This is a genomic window from Acetobacterium sp. K1/6 (assembly GCF_034438075.1).
In the GTDB taxonomy this organism is placed as follows: domain Bacteria; phylum Bacillota; class Clostridia; order Eubacteriales; family Eubacteriaceae; genus Acetobacterium; species Acetobacterium carbinolicum.
On record NZ_JAXQGA010000002.1, the window covers coordinates 174,938 to 188,760 of the forward strand.

Genomic DNA, 13,823 nt, shown 5'->3' on the forward strand with positions numbered 1-13,823 from the left:
AAGGACATTATGTCATTAGATAAAGAAGTTAAGAAAGGGGGAACGAACATGGCAGTAAAAATCAGATTAAAAAGAATGGGTAAGAAGAAGAAACCTTTTTATAGAATCGTTGTTGCTGATGCACGGGCACCACGTGATGGTAAGTTCATCGAAGAAATTGGATACTACAACCCTTGTGTTGACCCTGCACTCGTAAAAGTAGATGCAGACAAAGCCAAGACATGGTTGGCCAATGGCGCAAAACCAACGGACACCGTTAAGTATTTATTAAAAAGAGAAAACGTAATCGAGTAGTACCAGGAGGTAAATGATGAAAGAACTTGTGGAAATTATTGCCAAAGCTCTTGTTGAACACCCCGATGCGGTATCTGTCTCAGAAGTTGAAGGCGAACAATCCATTGTTTTGGAATTGAAAGTCGCTGACGATGATATGGGCAAGGTCATTGGAAAACAGGGGCGTATCGCAAAAGCAATTCGTACCGTCATAAAAGCCGCTGCCACGAAAGAAGACAAACGTGTCATGTTGGAAATCATCCAATAAAGGCATTGGGCTGTGTATACAGCTCTTTTTTTTCGTGTCTTTTTCAGGGCAAAAAAACAGGAGATAACAATGGAAAATAATAATCGTTTAATCATCGTTGGCCGTATTCTTGGTGTTCATGGCATCAAGGGTGAATTAAAAGTATTACCTTTAACCGATGATCCGGGCCGTTTTTATGACCTGGATGGGGTCACCCTGATCCATGGCAAAAGTGAAGTGGACTATAAGATTACCAATTGCCGCCTTCATAAAAACAACGTGTTGTTGTTTCTCGAAGGTATCACCAACCGTAATGATGCCGAAGCATTGACGGGTTGGGAAGTCGGTATCCCAAAAGAACTGGCAGTTACATTGGAAGAAGATGAGTTTTTTATCGAAGAATTATTGGGCTTACCGGTTTATAATGACGGCCAACTGTTAGGAAAAATTACCGATGTGATGCAAGCCGGAGGGGTGGATGTTTATATTATCACCGCAGGCAAGAAAGTCTATTGTGTTCCCGCGAGAAAACTCTATTTCAATGAAATCAATGTCAAAACTGGACGAATTGATGCCAGTATCCCACAGGAAATATTGGATCTATGAAATTTTATTTTTTAACCTTATTTCCGGAAATCTTTGAAACGTATTTTCAAACCGGAATGATCGGTCGCGGCGTCAAGGCGGGTTTGATTGACTATGCTGTGATCAATATCCGCGACTTCTCCGGTAATAAGCATCATAAGGTTGATGATACCCCCTATGGAGGTGGTGCTGGTATGGTGATGGCAGCTCCGCCGATTGTTGCAGCCTTAAAAAGTATTCCCGATTTTCGTACTTATCCAGTCGTTTATTTAACGCCGGGGGGCAAACCGTTTAAACAAAAAGATGGGATGACACTTTCTAAATATCCGGGAATTGTTTTTATCTGTGGCCATTATGAAGGCATTGATCAGCGCGTTATCGATGCTTACGTGGATCTGGAATTTTCGGTGGGGGACTATGTCTTAACGGGTGGAGAATTACCGGCTCTGACCCTGGCTGATGCGATGGCCCGCCATATTCCCGGTTTTTTGGGCAATGGTGATAGTTTGGCGGAAGAATCTTTTGAAAGTCATTTGCTCGAATATCCCCATTATACCAAGCCGCGGGATTTTGAAGGTCAGGAAGTACCGGAAGTGCTACTTTCAGGCAATCATGCCGAGATCAAAAAGTGGCGTTTAAGCCAGGCAGAGACACGCACCCGGCTAATCCGACCAGATTTATTTGAACACTATCAAAATATAAATAAATAAAACTTGCATAAAGAGTTAGCAAAGTGTATAATATGTCAGTATGTTATCAAGGGAGACGGTCCTCTGTACATGATGCATGAACGTCGGAAATCGAATATTAAGGAGAAAAAAAATGGACATTATTAAAAAGATTCAATTAGAAAATATGAAGGCAGAGCCACCTAAGTTTAGCGTTGGTGACACGGTCAAAGTTCATGTTAAAGTTATTGAAGGTAAACGTGAAAGAATTCAGATTTTTGAAGGCATTGTGCTTAAAAAACAAAATGGTGGTGTGGGTGAAACATTCACAGTACGTAAACTTTCTTCGGGTGTTGGGGTTGAACGAACCTTTCTGGTCCACTCACCAAAGATCGAAAAAGTTGAAGTGGTTCGACATGGTAAAGTCCGTCGAGCTAAACTTAACTATCTTCGTGATCGCGTCGGTAAAGCAGCAAAAGTCAAAGAAAAAAGAGTATAATTCAGAGGCTGGCAAGCCTCTTTTTTGATTAACTTGGTTGTTTAAAATAACGAGTTGTTAGCAAGGAAGTGAAGAAATGAAAGAAGATCAGGACTCTAAGGGTAATTTGGAACTTAAAGAATGGATACAATCCGCAGTGATTGCCATTGTTCTTGCTTTTATCATAAAAATGTTTCTATTTGACTTTGTCATGGTCCAGGGAAGTTCGATGTTTCCCACCCTGGTAGGGGGTGATCGCCTGATTGTCAATAAAATCGGCTATACCATCGGTGAGCCAGATTATGGCGAGATTGTGATCCTCAGTTATAGTGATAGCGTTGAGTATGTCAAACGGGTAATAGGAAAGGGCGGAGATACCATTGAGATAAAAGATATGGTTGTTTATCGGAACGGTGAGCCCTTATCTGAAGCGTATATCAACACTGAAGCGTACGAAGATTTTTCAGAAGTCACCGTTCCAGTTGGTACTTATTTTGTGATGGGGGATAACCGCGCAAATAGTTCGGACAGTCGTTATCCGAGTCTGGGTTTTGTCGAAAGAGATGCCATTGACGGCAAAGTGATCTTTAGAATTTGGCCCCTTTCGGAAATTGGACTGGTATAAAAATGTCAGAAGAGAAAATTGAATACATACAATGGTATCCGGGTCATATGGCGAAGGCCAATCGAGAAATAAAAGAAAAACTCAAGCTCATCAATGTGGTGATCGAAGTGGTCGATGCCAGACTGCCGTTATCGAGCAAGAATCCCGAGATTAACCAGTATACCTGGAATAAGCAGCACATCTTGTTGCTAAATAAGTCGGATTTAGCGGATCCGGAAGTCAGTCTTTTATGGATGGACTGGTTTAAAAAAAATACTGACATTCAGAAGGTTGTACTGTTTGATGCCTTCGATCGGCGGATGAAAACCGACCTGGTCAGAACCATTCATGAACTTAATATCAAAGAGAAAGCGCAGGTAAAATGCCTGGTTTGCGGAATTCCCAACGTCGGGAAATCGACGGTTATTAACAGCCTCATTGGAAAAAAGAAAACCCAGATTGGCAATAAGCCGGGCGTTACAAAGGGGCAGCAATGGCTTAGTACTCCGGATCACCTGATGCTTTTGGATACCCCGGGGATATTATGGCCAAAATTCGATGATCCACTAGTGGGGCTGCATTTAGCCTGGTTAGGTTCCATCAAAGATACGATTTATGAAAAAGAAAATATTGCGGCTGATTTGCTCAAATACTTGTTGGTATATTATCCTGATGAACTGGAAGCGATTTATAAAATCGAGATTGAAGGAAAAAATCTTCCCGAGGTTTTCGATGCTATTGCTAAGAGTCGGGGACTGCTGATTAAAGGTGGCGAGTACGATTATGCGCGTACCAGTGTGCTGATACTCAATGATTTTAAAAATGGTCGGATTGGACGTATCACTCTGGAACGACCAAATAATAACTTTTAAAAAAAGTACGCGATAGCTTATTTAAAACAATCACTTTCTGTTTGTCAGGAAGATGGTTGTTTTTTTTATTTTAATTCTGTAGTATAATATCCAAAGATACGTAAAAAAACAAAAAGAGGTAAGTATGAATTCATTTCAAAACATGACCATTACGTCACTTAAAGACTATATTTCAACACTGGATATAAAAGCGTACCAGGACCTGATTCCCGATCTAAAGCGCGATACACGTCAAGCAGTTCAAAAAATCGCAAAATCTTTGGAAAAAAAGGTTGACGCTAGAATGATCGAAATAGAACGGATTAAAAGGATGAAATCGATTGAGACAAGCTATTACAACAATGGGATAAAAAAAATTGGTGGTATTGATGAGGTTGGACGGGGTCCGTTAGCGGGACCAGTGGTAACCTGTGTCATTGTTTTAAAGCCGGATTCCAATCGTTTGTATGTTAATGATTCAAAAAAGGTTTCAAAAAAAATGCGGGAAAGTTTATGCGAGCAGCTGCTTGAAGACGCGTTGGATTATGCCATCGGCCAGGTCGATAATGATGGGATTGACAGTCTCAACATTCTAAATGCCACTAAAAAAGCCATGACTGATTCGTTAAGTACATTATCCACAAAACCGGATCTGCTACTCATTGATGCCCTCCAAATTGACTCCAAAATTTCCCAAAAATCGATTATCCACGGCGATGCCACCAGTTATACCATCGCCGCGGCGAGCATTGTTGCCAAGGTCTACCGGGATAATCTGATGCAGATTTATCACGAGGAGTATCCCGAATATGGTTTCGATCACAATATGGGTTATGGTACCGCCGAACATATAAAAGCCCTTTATAAGCATGGACCAACGCCCATTCACCGTCGAAGCTTCATAAAAAATATCGGTTTGTAATGAAGACACACAATCTCAAAAAAGGAAAGGCCGGGGAAGCACTGGCGGTAACATTTTTAGAAAATATCAATCATCGGATTTGTCAAATGAATTATAAAAAACCGTCTGGTGAAATTGATCTTATTACCCAGGATGGTGATACCCTGGTTTTTGTCGAAGTGAAGTATCGAAAGAATCTGGATTACGGATATCCCCGGGAAGCGGTGAATCGGGCTAAACAAAAACGCATTGCGAAAACGGCGCTTTGGTATTTAAAGGAGAAACAGCTAGATGACGTAAGCGTTCGCTTTGATGTCATTGAAATATATTACGGCTTAGATGGCGAGCAAGTGATTAATCACTTTGAAAACGCATTTTCATTTTAATGCAATGGATTTAGTGTGAGAGGAATTCAATTAATCTGAAAGAACAGGACTAAGATCAGATTTATTTGACCTCAGTCCTGTTTTTTAAATACTATTGGCCGTCATCCACTGAGATCAGAAACACCTTTTCAGAATAGGTACCCTTAGTCTCTTTATTCTGAATTTTTAAATAGTCAATATGAAGTGGCTCATATTCAAAGGTCTCCACAATTGTATCCAGCAATTCGTAGATATCCGAAAGTTCATCTTCCGAGGGTCGCTTCAAAAATATCTGAGCTTTTTCAAGAAGCTTTTCTTTTAATGCATCTCGAACTTCTGATTCACCTAAGATTTTGTACTCACAGGTACGTCCACTGTCTTTAATGATTTTTGGAATCTTATCCCGAACAATTTTATTATACTCAACTTTCATAATCTATCACCTCAAACATATTATACCCAATCAGTCTATTTAAAAACAAGAGGGATAAGATATTTTTAAGAAAACCTCCGCTGATTCCAATTTGCTTTATGATATAATAAATCATCCAGGAGTTAAAAAGGGGGGGCGCAATTTAAGGTGGAAGAGCAGCATGTGGCGCTGTGAATCTCTGCGTTATTTGAGGAATCTTGGGTATATATCTTAAGTAACTTGAAGAAGCGCACGATTAATAATTAAAAAGATTGACCATTTACTAAAATGAAACTAATACTTGTAATTTTGTTAAAGAAATACTATTATAATTAGAATAGTTCTATTTTAAGCAGTGATTTACAGGTTTGGTTTTGGCCAGGACGACCAGATCTTTAAAGATGGATAGTTATTTAGTTTAATATCGGAAGGAAGATTTTTATGAGTAAGTTAACGATATCAGTGGTAATACTGGCAGTCATCAGCCTTGGTGTTTTTGCGTTTAACTACATAAGTCCCGAAATTTTGAACACCTCTGAAAAGCTATCATCAAATCCAGATCAAATAAAAGAAGTCTTGGTGCCGCTTGATAAAGAAATAAATGCAAAAGATTATGGGGCAAAAGGAGATGGTTTAACGGATGACACAACGGCCTTGCAAAATGCAATTGATGATGCAAGCAAAGAAAAGGCACTGTTGGTGATACCAGAATCGAGTGAATCATATCTGATAACAAAACAGCTTGTCATGAAGGAAAACACGCATATAAGCGGCTATGGTGCAACATTATTTATGGCTCCGGAAGAAGACACAATCAGAAATATGCTATGGTCAAGTCCCGACGACATGGTTTCAAATATTTCAATTGAAGGCCTGACTTTGAAATCTGAAAATAAGATTATAGGTATCGATTATTATGAAAATAGTATGGTTAGCAATGTTCAAGGCATGTATTTTCAAGGCGTAGACACGATGAAAATAAGTGATGTTTTTATGGAGGATGTCTATGTTGGTTTGAAAATATCTCAGGCCGGTAAGTTGAGAAATAAAGATATAAAAATAAGCAATTTAAGGATCGATAACTCCGGGATGCCGATACAGATCTCCGGCACGAATGGCTTTAGTATGGTTGATAGTGTGCTGAATTCAAATGATGGCGGTACCAAATGGCTGCATTCTGCTTATCTGAGAGGAGACAACAGCAATTTTTATTTCCAGAATGTTGAGTTTAATAATGCCTCTGGTGGCGGTATCGCAATAGCAGGGAATCCTCAGTATCGTCATCCACCAGAAAATATGGTATTTAAAGACTGTCGTATCAAGGATAGTGTAGTAGGCGTTCATATTAATAGTGGTGCTACAAACATTACAATATCTGGTTTGATTATAAAAGGTAGTAGCTTGGGCTTTAAAATAAACGATGCATCCGAATTAAACATTGATGGCGTGAACATCAGTGGATCAAAACAGCAAGAGAATGACCATGGCGGATTCAGTATTGAAAATGTTAATCAATCGACAATTTCAAGTGTTACAATTGACGCCAGCGATATGACAGGGTCATTATGTCAATTAATTGGAGATATTGAGGATTTAAAATTGTCATCTTTTAAATCAAGTGAGGTAAAAAATATTCCATTATACAGCGTTGAGAGTGCGGCAAAAATAAAGAACCTGATTATTGAGTGATTTAATAAAGACTAGAATAAGCAAATTCGTTTAGTGGCATCTTAAGATTTGTTCAGCGATGAGTTAAGATGACATCAATCAACACTGTTTAGGAGGCAGACCGCAATGGGAGAGAAAATATATCTGGCATCGCCGCATATGAGTGATGAAGGATTTGAAATGGCGTATATTAAAGAAGCGTTTAGTACCAATTGGATTGCACCGCTTGGACCAAATGTTAATGAATTTGAAAAAGAGTTTGCATCAAAAGTGGGGGTGAGATACGCCGCGGCATTAAATACCGGGACTGCGGCTATTCACCTGGCCTTGAGAGCGGTTGGTGTAGGGGAAGGTGATATTGTCTTTTGTCCGACGCTCACATTTTCGGCAACTGTAAATCCCATTATTTATGAAAAAGCGATTCCTGTATTTATTGACAGTGACGAGGAAACCTGGAATATGTGCCCACTGGCATTAGAAGAAGCTTTCCAGAAATATCCCAATGTGAAAGCTGTGATTGTCGTTCATCTTTATGGTTTATCGGCTGATATGGATAGAATCATGGCAATTTGTAATCGTCATGGCGTTGCGGTGATCGAAGATGCAGCTGAATCTCTGGGAAGCTTATACAAAGGCAGACAGACGGGCACCTTTGGTGAGTATGGTGTATTTAGTTTTAATGGGAATAAGATTATAACCACTTCTGGCGGTGGAATGCTTGTTTCCAACAATAAAGAGAAGATACAAAAGGTAAGATTCTGGTCGACGCAGTCAAGAGATTCAGCGAGACATTATCAGCACAGTGAATTAGGCTTTAACTATCGCATGAGCAATATTTCAGCTGGGATTGGCAGAGGTCAACTAAAAGTATTGGATCTGAGAGTTGCAAAGAAAAAAAAGATCTTTGAGTTTTACAAAAGAGAATTAGGTGAATTGCCAGGAATTCAATTTATGCCTGTCAATCTCTGGAATGAACCTAATTATTGGCTAAGTTGTATAACCCTGGATAGTAAAATAAAACCGCTGGAGATAATGGATGCTCTGGAAGAAGAGAATATTGAATCCCGGCCGATCTGGAAACCCATGCATCAACAACCTTATTTTAGTTGGTGTGATTATATTGGCACAACCGTGTCCGAAAGACTCTTTGAATCAGGGGTTTGTTTGCCTTCTGATACCAAGATGACAGATACAGATCAGGAACGCATCTGCAAAATTATTAAAGGATTGTGATAATAAATGCTTTACAAAAGATTTATAAAAAGACCAATGGATTTTTGTTTATCTTTGGCGGCGATCATTGTACTATCGCCACTATATGTTGTTTTAGTGTTGACAATCAAAAAAAAATTGGGCAGTCCGGTATTATTTAAACAAAAAAGACCTGGTCTAAATGAAAAAATCTTTACACTGTATAAATTTAGAACTATGACTGATCAACGAGATGAAAAAGGCGCGTTATTGCCTGATGATAAGCGGTTGACCAGGTTTGGCAATTTTTTAAGGTCGACCAGTCTGGATGAGTTACCGGAACTGGTCAATGTGTTAAAAGGAGATATGTCTGTCATTGGTCCACGACCTTTGCTGGTCCAATACTTGCCACTTTATAATGAGCAACAAAAAAGACGACACGAGGTCAGACCTGGCTTATCAGGTTTAGCTCAGATCAATGGTCGTAATGCGATTAGTTGGGAAGAAAAATTTAATTTGGACGTTGCGTATGTTGATACGATCAGTTTTATTGGTGACTGGAAAATTATTTTTCTCACGATGAAAAAAGTTTTCAAAAGAGAAGGAATAAACGCAAATGATTCGACAACGATGGAGTTGTTTCAAGGAACAAAACTTACAGACTAAGAATTGTCTTTGAAATTTCATCATACTAACCAGAGGGAGACATGGCATTATGAAAGAGAAATTAATGATCATCGGGGCAAGTGGCCATGGAAAGGTAGTTGTCGATATTGCGATCAAAATGAATATTTGGAAGCACATCTTTTTTTTGGATGATGATGTATCGATTACGACTTGCATGGGATATCGTGTTGTGGGAAAAACAGTCGATGCCGTTAACTATATCGATGAAGCTGATATTTTTGTCGCGGTTGGAAACAACGCGATAAGAGAGAATATTCACAAAACGTTGGGATCAGCAGGGGCAAAGCTACCGGTTTTAATTCATCCAGCGGCGATTATTGGATCGGAAGTTGAGATTGGGGTTGGCTCTGTTATTATGGCCGGGGTTGTAATCAATAGTGCAACAAGAATCGGACGAGGCTGTATTATCAATACGGCGGCGACGGTAGATCATGATAACCGAATAGCAGACTATGTTCATGTATCGCCTGGGGCGCATTTGGCAGGGATGGTTGAAATTGGTGAAAAAAGCTGGATTGGCATTGGCAGTGTTGTCAGTAATAATTTGACCGTTACAGCAAACTGTAAAATTGGTGCTGGGGCGGTTGTAGTAAAAGATATAACCGAATCTGGAACCTACGTGGGCGTACCGGCAAGGAGTATTCGTTGATGAAAAAGACTGTTTGGATTTGGAACCATTATGCCACAAGTATGTATAAGGATCGTGCCGGGAGGCATTACTCTTTTGCACAAAATCTAAGGAAAAGAGGCTACAATCCTGTTATTTTCTGTGCCTCAACCAATCATTTTTCGAATGAAAATATTGAGATTGAAAAGAATAATTATCGGGTGGATGTAATCGATGAGATCCCTTTTGTGATTATAAAAACACCTGATTATGTTGGAAATGCAAGAAAAAGGCTCTATAACATGATGCGTTTTTATAAAAATCTCTTCCCGGTTGCAAAAGAATATGCAAAAAAAAATAAAAAACCGGATGTCATTCTGGCGTCAAGTGTTCATCCTCTCACCCTGATTGCGGGCATAAAAATCGCAAAGAAGTTTAAAGTCCCCTGTATTTGCGAAGTGCGGGATTTATGGCCAGAAAGTATTGTGGCCTATAGCGGTTTAAAAAGAACCAGCCTGATTGCAAAAGTGCTTTATCGCGGCGAAAAATGGATCTATGAAAAGGCAGACAAACTTATCTTTACCATGGAAGGTGGGACTGATTACATCATTGAACGCGGGTGGAGTAAACAAAATGGTGGCTCTATTGATCTTAAAAAAGTATATCACATCAATAATGGCGTTGATTTAGCTGCTTTTAAAAGAAATCAGACAATTTATAAATTGGAAGACCGGGATTTAGACAATGAGCAAACCTTTAAAGTCATCTATACCGGGTCAATTCGCCTTGTGAATAACATAAAAACCATTGTTGATGCAGCTCGAGTTGTCAAAAATGAAACGGTCAATCAGATTATATTCCTTATTTATGGTGATGGCAGTGATAAAAAAAACCTGGAAGATTTTTGTAAAAAAAATAACATTGACAATGTTGTGTTTAAAGGTTATGTCAGCAAAAATAAAATACCCTATGTCTTAAGTAAATCAAATCTTAATATCATTCACTTTGAAGACAATCAAATAAAAAAGTACGGGGCCAGTCTCAATAAAATGTTTGAATATTTTGCCAGTGGAAAACCTACGGTTTCTGACTGTGAGTTTGGTTATGATCTTATAAAAAAGTACCATTGCGGAGTGGTGGTTGATCAGGCCGATCCGAAACAATTAGCCAAAACGATTATCCACTTTAGCAATATGCCGGGAAGCGAGTATCAGCAATACTGTGAAAATGCCTTAAAGGCTGCGAAGGACTATGATTATCAGCGGTTAACGGAAAAACTTATCGAATTAATTTAAAGGGAGTTATAAAATGACGATCAAAGAGAAATTAATTTCTAAAACAGCAATCTTAGGTGTAGTCGGTCTTGGTTATGTGGGGCTGCCACTGGCAGTGGAAAAAGCCAAAGCTGGTTTTAAAACCATTGGTTTTGACGTCCAAAAAGAAAAAGTTGACATGGTTAATGCTGGTAATAATTATATTGGGGATGTGGTGAATGAAGATCTGGAAGAAATTGTGACGTCAGGCCTGCTTTCGGCTACAACGGATTTTTCAAAGGTAGCAGCAGCCGATTGCGTATGCATTTGCGTGCCAACACCCCTTGATGAACACCAGCAGCCGGATATTAGCTATGTTAAATCCTCGGCGGAGAGCATTGTTCCATACATGCATAAAGAAATGCTGATTGTTCTGGAATCGACCACCTATCCTGGGACAACAGAAGAACTGCTTAAACCAATTTTTGAATCGTCCGGATTAAAATGCGGAGAGGATTTCTTTCTGGCTTTTTCACCTGAACGGGTTGATCCCGGAAATCTGATCTACAAAACAAAAAACACACCTAAGGTGACCGGAGGCATCACCCCCCAGTGTACCGAAGTTGCCGCTGCTATGTATGAGAGTATTTTGCAGGCTCCCATTTATCGGGTTTCCTCACCAGCCGTAGCAGAAATGGAAAAGATTCTTGAAAATACCTATCGTAATATTAATATTGGGTTAGTAAATGAGCTAGCCATGTTGTGCCATAAAATGGGGATCAGCATCTGGGAGGTAATTGATGCCGCCAAATCAAAACCCTATGGATTTCAGGCTTTTTATCCCGGCCCGGGGGTTGGTGGGCACTGTATTCCATTAGATCCTTACTATCTTTCCTGGAAAGCCCGGGAGTACGGATTTCATACATCAATGATTGAATCGTCGATGATGGTAAATGACCGGATGCCCGAGTATTGTGCTGAGCGCGCCAGTAAGATTTTGAATTGGCATAAAAAAACATTAAAAGGCGCCAAAATCCTGTTTCTTGGTGTCGCATACAAACAGGATATTGGTGATTATAGAGAAAGTCCGGCAATTAAATTAATGGATGAAATCGAAAACGAAGGGGCAGAGGTATGTTACTATGATTCATTTGTACCTGAATTTCAGGAACATGGAAAAGTACGAAAAGGTGAGGAACAACTAACCATCGAACTGATTGAATCGGCTGATCTGGTCATCGTTACAACTGCTCATACGAATATTGATTATGATATGATTCAAAAACATGCAAAAGTAATTTTTGATACAAAAAATGCCATGAAAAATAGTGTGGATCGAGAAAATATTGAACTGCTTTAAGGAGGTATCATCTTGGGTTTAAAATATGCGATAATCGGATGCGGAAAGATTTCAGCCAATCATATTGCTGCTGCTAGGGCTAATGATCTTGACATAGTCGCTTTATGTGACGTCTACCCGGATAGTATGAACACACTAATGGAAAAATTTGAACTGTCGGACACAATCCATCAGTATACCGATCATCAAGCGTTAATACTAAATGAAAAACTTGATCTGGTTGCAATCTGCACCGAAAATGGCAAGCATGGTTCGATCGCATTGGATTTTATTGATGCTGGTTGCAATTTAATTATTGAAAAACCGATTGCCCTGTCGCTTGAAGAAGCCGATGAGATCATCAAGCGAGCCAAAGAAAAAAGAATAAAGGTCAGCGCTTGTCATCAGAACCGTTTCAATCAGTCAGTTATTAAAATTAGAGAAGCCTTGGACAAAAAACGTTTTGGAAAACTATTTTACGGAACTGCGCATATTCGATGGAACCGGGGAAGCGACTACTATGCTGGTTCGAAATGGCGGGGGACCTGGGAACACGATGGCGGTGCCCTGATGAATCAATGTATTCACAATATTGATCTGCTGAGGTGGATGATGGGAGATGATATCATCGAAGTCGTGGGGATGACTGATAATCTCAACCATCCCTATATTGAAGCGGAAGACTTTGGAATTGCCTTAATCCGCTTTGCAAATGGCAGTTATGGTATTATTGAAGGAACGACGACTATTTATCCCAAAAATTTGGAAGAGACACTTTACCTGTTTGGCGAAAAGGGAACGGTCAAAGCAGCCGGTCAATCGGTCAATATTATTGAAGAATGGCAATTTTCTGATGCCCTGAATGACTCCGGGGAGGTTAAAAAACGGTTTAGTAAAAACCCGCCTAGTGTCTACGGTTATGGCCATACGCCCTATTATGCCGATGTGATTGACGCGATAAAAAATGACCGGGAACCATCCATCACGGCAGAAGACGGTCGCAGAGCAGTGGAGCTTGTTTTAGCAATCTACAAATCTGCCGCAGAAGGACAGCGGATAAAGTTGCCATTAGAAAAATGCAGTACCACAGACTTTAAAGGGAGATTTGAAAAATGAGTTATTTTGTCCATGAGAGCAGTTATATCGATAAAGATGTTAAAATTGGAGATGGAACAAAGGTCTGGCATTTTTGCCATATCCAAGAAGGAGCGCATATTGGCACAAATTGTTCACTGGGACAAAATGTTAATATTGGCAGTCGTGTAATAATTGGCAATGGGGTAAAAATTCAAAACAATGTTTCAGTATATGAAGGGGTTGAACTGGAAGACTATGCTTTTTGTGGACCATCGATGGTTTTTACTAATGACCTGACCCCGAGAAGTAAATATCCAAAAGGTCCAGGTGGCTTTAAAAAGACTTTGGTGAGCTATGGCGCATCAATCGGTGCGAATGCAACCATCGTTTGTGGCAACACCATCGGTCGTTGGGCAATGATTGCTTCTGGTGCAGTGGTAACCAAAGATGTCAAAGACTATGCTCTGATGGCGGGGATACCGGCAAAACAAATCGGCTGGGTTTGCGAATGCGGAACACCATTAAAAGAAGGACTATCCTGTGAAATTTGTGAAAGAACATATAGGCTTGAGAATAATCAATTAATTGAGAAATAAGAAAATATTGCGAATGGAGAG

Annotated in this window: 18 protein-coding genes; 17 read left to right on the forward strand and 1 reads right to left on the reverse strand. The window is 39.7% G+C overall.

Annotation, left to right across the window (positions count from 1 at the left end):
- Positions 1-48: 48 nt before the first annotated feature.
- The 9 genes from rpsP (at position 49) to U2P91_RS02715 (ending at position 4,993) form a co-directional block, all read left to right on the forward strand.
- Positions 49-294, forward strand: a complete 246-nt coding sequence (rpsP, locus tag U2P91_RS02675) for a 30S ribosomal protein S16 (RefSeq protein WP_026394772.1) — start codon at positions 49-51, stop codon at positions 292-294.
- A gap of 16 nt (positions 295-310) precedes the next feature.
- A complete protein-coding gene (locus tag U2P91_RS02680) occupies positions 311-541 on the forward strand; it encodes a KH domain-containing protein (protein WP_111886660.1) in 231 nt (76 codons plus the stop codon).
- A 69-nt stretch (positions 542-610) separates the two neighbouring features.
- On the forward strand, positions 611-1,126 hold the full coding sequence (rimM, locus tag U2P91_RS02685) for a ribosome maturation factor RimM (protein ID WP_111886661.1): 516 nt from the start codon (positions 611-613) through the stop codon (positions 1,124-1,126).
- A complete protein-coding gene (gene trmD, locus U2P91_RS02690) occupies positions 1,123-1,815 on the forward strand; it encodes a tRNA (guanosine(37)-N1)-methyltransferase TrmD (RefSeq protein WP_111886662.1) in 693 nt (230 codons plus the stop codon). Before rimM ends, trmD begins: the two co-directional genes overlap by 4 nt.
- A 112-nt stretch (positions 1,816-1,927) precedes the next feature.
- Positions 1,928-2,272 carry a 50S ribosomal protein L19 gene (gene rplS / locus U2P91_RS02695; RefSeq protein WP_111886663.1) on the forward strand — a complete coding sequence of 115 codons (345 nt, stop codon included), beginning with the start codon at positions 1,928-1,930 and terminating at the stop codon, positions 2,270-2,272.
- A gap of 76 nt (positions 2,273-2,348) precedes the next feature.
- Complete coding sequence (gene lepB / locus U2P91_RS02700; protein ID WP_111886664.1) at positions 2,349-2,876, forward strand: signal peptidase I; 528 nt, start codon at positions 2,349-2,351, stop codon at positions 2,874-2,876.
- 2 nt (positions 2,877-2,878) lie between these two features.
- On the forward strand, positions 2,879-3,727 hold the full coding sequence (gene ylqF, locus U2P91_RS02705) for a ribosome biogenesis GTPase YlqF (RefSeq protein ID WP_111886665.1): 849 nt from the start codon (positions 2,879-2,881) through the stop codon (positions 3,725-3,727).
- A 124-nt stretch (positions 3,728-3,851) separates the two neighbouring features.
- Positions 3,852-4,628 carry a ribonuclease HII gene (locus U2P91_RS02710; protein ID WP_111886666.1) on the forward strand — a complete coding sequence of 259 codons (777 nt, stop codon included), beginning with the start codon at positions 3,852-3,854 and terminating at the stop codon, positions 4,626-4,628.
- Positions 4,628-4,993, forward strand: coding sequence for a YraN family protein (locus U2P91_RS02715; RefSeq protein WP_111886667.1), 366 nt, complete (start codon positions 4,628-4,630; stop codon positions 4,991-4,993). Before U2P91_RS02710 ends, U2P91_RS02715 begins: the two co-directional genes overlap by 1 nt.
- A 91-nt stretch (positions 4,994-5,084) precedes the next feature.
- Here U2P91_RS02715 and U2P91_RS02720 read toward each other — a convergent pair whose 3' ends face one another.
- A complete protein-coding gene (locus tag U2P91_RS02720; protein ID WP_111886668.1) occupies positions 5,085-5,405 on the reverse strand; it encodes a nucleoside triphosphate pyrophosphohydrolase in 321 nt (106 codons plus the stop codon).
- Between the two features lie 420 nt (positions 5,406-5,825).
- Here U2P91_RS02720 and U2P91_RS02725 point away from each other — a divergent pair, with 420 nt between their 5' ends.
- From U2P91_RS02725 to U2P91_RS02760, 8 genes are all read left to right on the forward strand, one after another.
- Positions 5,826-7,073, forward strand: coding sequence for a glycosyl hydrolase family 28-related protein (locus U2P91_RS02725; RefSeq protein WP_111886669.1), 1,248 nt, complete (start codon positions 5,826-5,828; stop codon positions 7,071-7,073).
- A 105-nt stretch (positions 7,074-7,178) separates the two neighbouring features.
- Entirely contained in the window at positions 7,179-8,285 is a 1,107-nt protein-coding gene (locus U2P91_RS02730) for a DegT/DnrJ/EryC1/StrS family aminotransferase (protein ID WP_111886670.1), read from the forward strand.
- Between the two features lie 6 nt (positions 8,286-8,291).
- A complete protein-coding gene (locus tag U2P91_RS02735; RefSeq protein ID WP_111886671.1) occupies positions 8,292-8,909 on the forward strand; it encodes a sugar transferase in 618 nt (205 codons plus the stop codon).
- Positions 8,910-8,958: 49 nt separating this feature from the next.
- The gene (locus U2P91_RS02740; RefSeq protein WP_111886672.1) at positions 8,959-9,579 is read left to right on the forward strand and encodes an acetyltransferase; all 621 of its coding nucleotides are present in this window, start codon (positions 8,959-8,961) and stop codon (positions 9,577-9,579) included.
- Positions 9,579-10,832, forward strand: coding sequence for a glycosyltransferase family 4 protein (locus tag U2P91_RS02745; protein ID WP_111886673.1), 1,254 nt, complete (start codon positions 9,579-9,581; stop codon positions 10,830-10,832). Before U2P91_RS02740 ends, U2P91_RS02745 begins: the two co-directional genes overlap by 1 nt.
- A 13-nt stretch (positions 10,833-10,845) precedes the next feature.
- Complete coding sequence (locus U2P91_RS02750; RefSeq protein WP_111886674.1) at positions 10,846-12,150, forward strand: nucleotide sugar dehydrogenase; 1,305 nt, start codon at positions 10,846-10,848, stop codon at positions 12,148-12,150.
- 12 nt (positions 12,151-12,162) lie between these two features.
- The gene (locus tag U2P91_RS02755) at positions 12,163-13,245 is read left to right on the forward strand and encodes a Gfo/Idh/MocA family protein (protein WP_111886675.1); all 1,083 of its coding nucleotides are present in this window, start codon (positions 12,163-12,165) and stop codon (positions 13,243-13,245) included.
- Positions 13,242-13,802: an N-acetyltransferase gene (locus tag U2P91_RS02760; RefSeq protein ID WP_111886676.1), complete on the forward strand. Its 561-nt coding sequence runs from the start codon at positions 13,242-13,244 to the stop codon at positions 13,800-13,802. The genes U2P91_RS02755 and U2P91_RS02760 overlap by 4 nt, the downstream gene beginning before the upstream one ends.
- Positions 13,803-13,823 lie beyond the last annotated feature (21 nt).

Excerpts from the sequence above, each read along its gene's own strand:
- rpsP (WP_026394772.1), top strand. The coding sequence starts at position 49 with ATGGCAGTAAAAATCAGATTAAAAAGAATGGGTAAGAAGAAGAAACCT.
- U2P91_RS02680 (WP_111886660.1), top strand. The coding sequence starts at position 311 with ATGAAAGAACTTGTGGAAATTATTGCCAAAGCTCTTGTTGAACACCCC.
- rimM (WP_111886661.1), top strand. The coding sequence starts at position 611 with ATGGAAAATAATAATCGTTTAATCATCGTTGGCCGTATTCTTGGTGTT.
- trmD (WP_111886662.1), top strand. The coding sequence starts at position 1,123 with ATGAAATTTTATTTTTTAACCTTATTTCCGGAAATCTTTGAAACGTAT.
- rplS (WP_111886663.1), top strand. The coding sequence starts at position 1,928 with ATGGACATTATTAAAAAGATTCAATTAGAAAATATGAAGGCAGAGCCA.
- lepB (WP_111886664.1), top strand. The coding sequence starts at position 2,349 with ATGAAAGAAGATCAGGACTCTAAGGGTAATTTGGAACTTAAAGAATGG.
- ylqF (WP_111886665.1), top strand. The coding sequence starts at position 2,879 with ATGTCAGAAGAGAAAATTGAATACATACAATGGTATCCGGGTCATATG.
- U2P91_RS02710 (WP_111886666.1), top strand. The coding sequence starts at position 3,852 with ATGAATTCATTTCAAAACATGACCATTACGTCACTTAAAGACTATATT.
- U2P91_RS02715 (WP_111886667.1), top strand. The coding sequence starts at position 4,628 with ATGAAGACACACAATCTCAAAAAAGGAAAGGCCGGGGAAGCACTGGCG.
- U2P91_RS02720 (WP_111886668.1), bottom strand. The coding sequence starts at position 5,405 with ATGAAAGTTGAGTATAATAAAATTGTTCGGGATAAGATTCCAAAAATC.
- U2P91_RS02725 (WP_111886669.1), top strand. The coding sequence starts at position 5,826 with ATGAGTAAGTTAACGATATCAGTGGTAATACTGGCAGTCATCAGCCTT.
- U2P91_RS02730 (WP_111886670.1), top strand. The coding sequence starts at position 7,179 with ATGGGAGAGAAAATATATCTGGCATCGCCGCATATGAGTGATGAAGGA.
- U2P91_RS02735 (WP_111886671.1), top strand. The coding sequence starts at position 8,292 with ATGCTTTACAAAAGATTTATAAAAAGACCAATGGATTTTTGTTTATCT.
- U2P91_RS02740 (WP_111886672.1), top strand. The coding sequence starts at position 8,959 with ATGAAAGAGAAATTAATGATCATCGGGGCAAGTGGCCATGGAAAGGTA.
- U2P91_RS02745 (WP_111886673.1), top strand. The coding sequence starts at position 9,579 with ATGAAAAAGACTGTTTGGATTTGGAACCATTATGCCACAAGTATGTAT.
- U2P91_RS02750 (WP_111886674.1), top strand. The coding sequence starts at position 10,846 with ATGACGATCAAAGAGAAATTAATTTCTAAAACAGCAATCTTAGGTGTA.
- U2P91_RS02760 (WP_111886676.1), top strand. The coding sequence starts at position 13,242 with ATGAGTTATTTTGTCCATGAGAGCAGTTATATCGATAAAGATGTTAAA.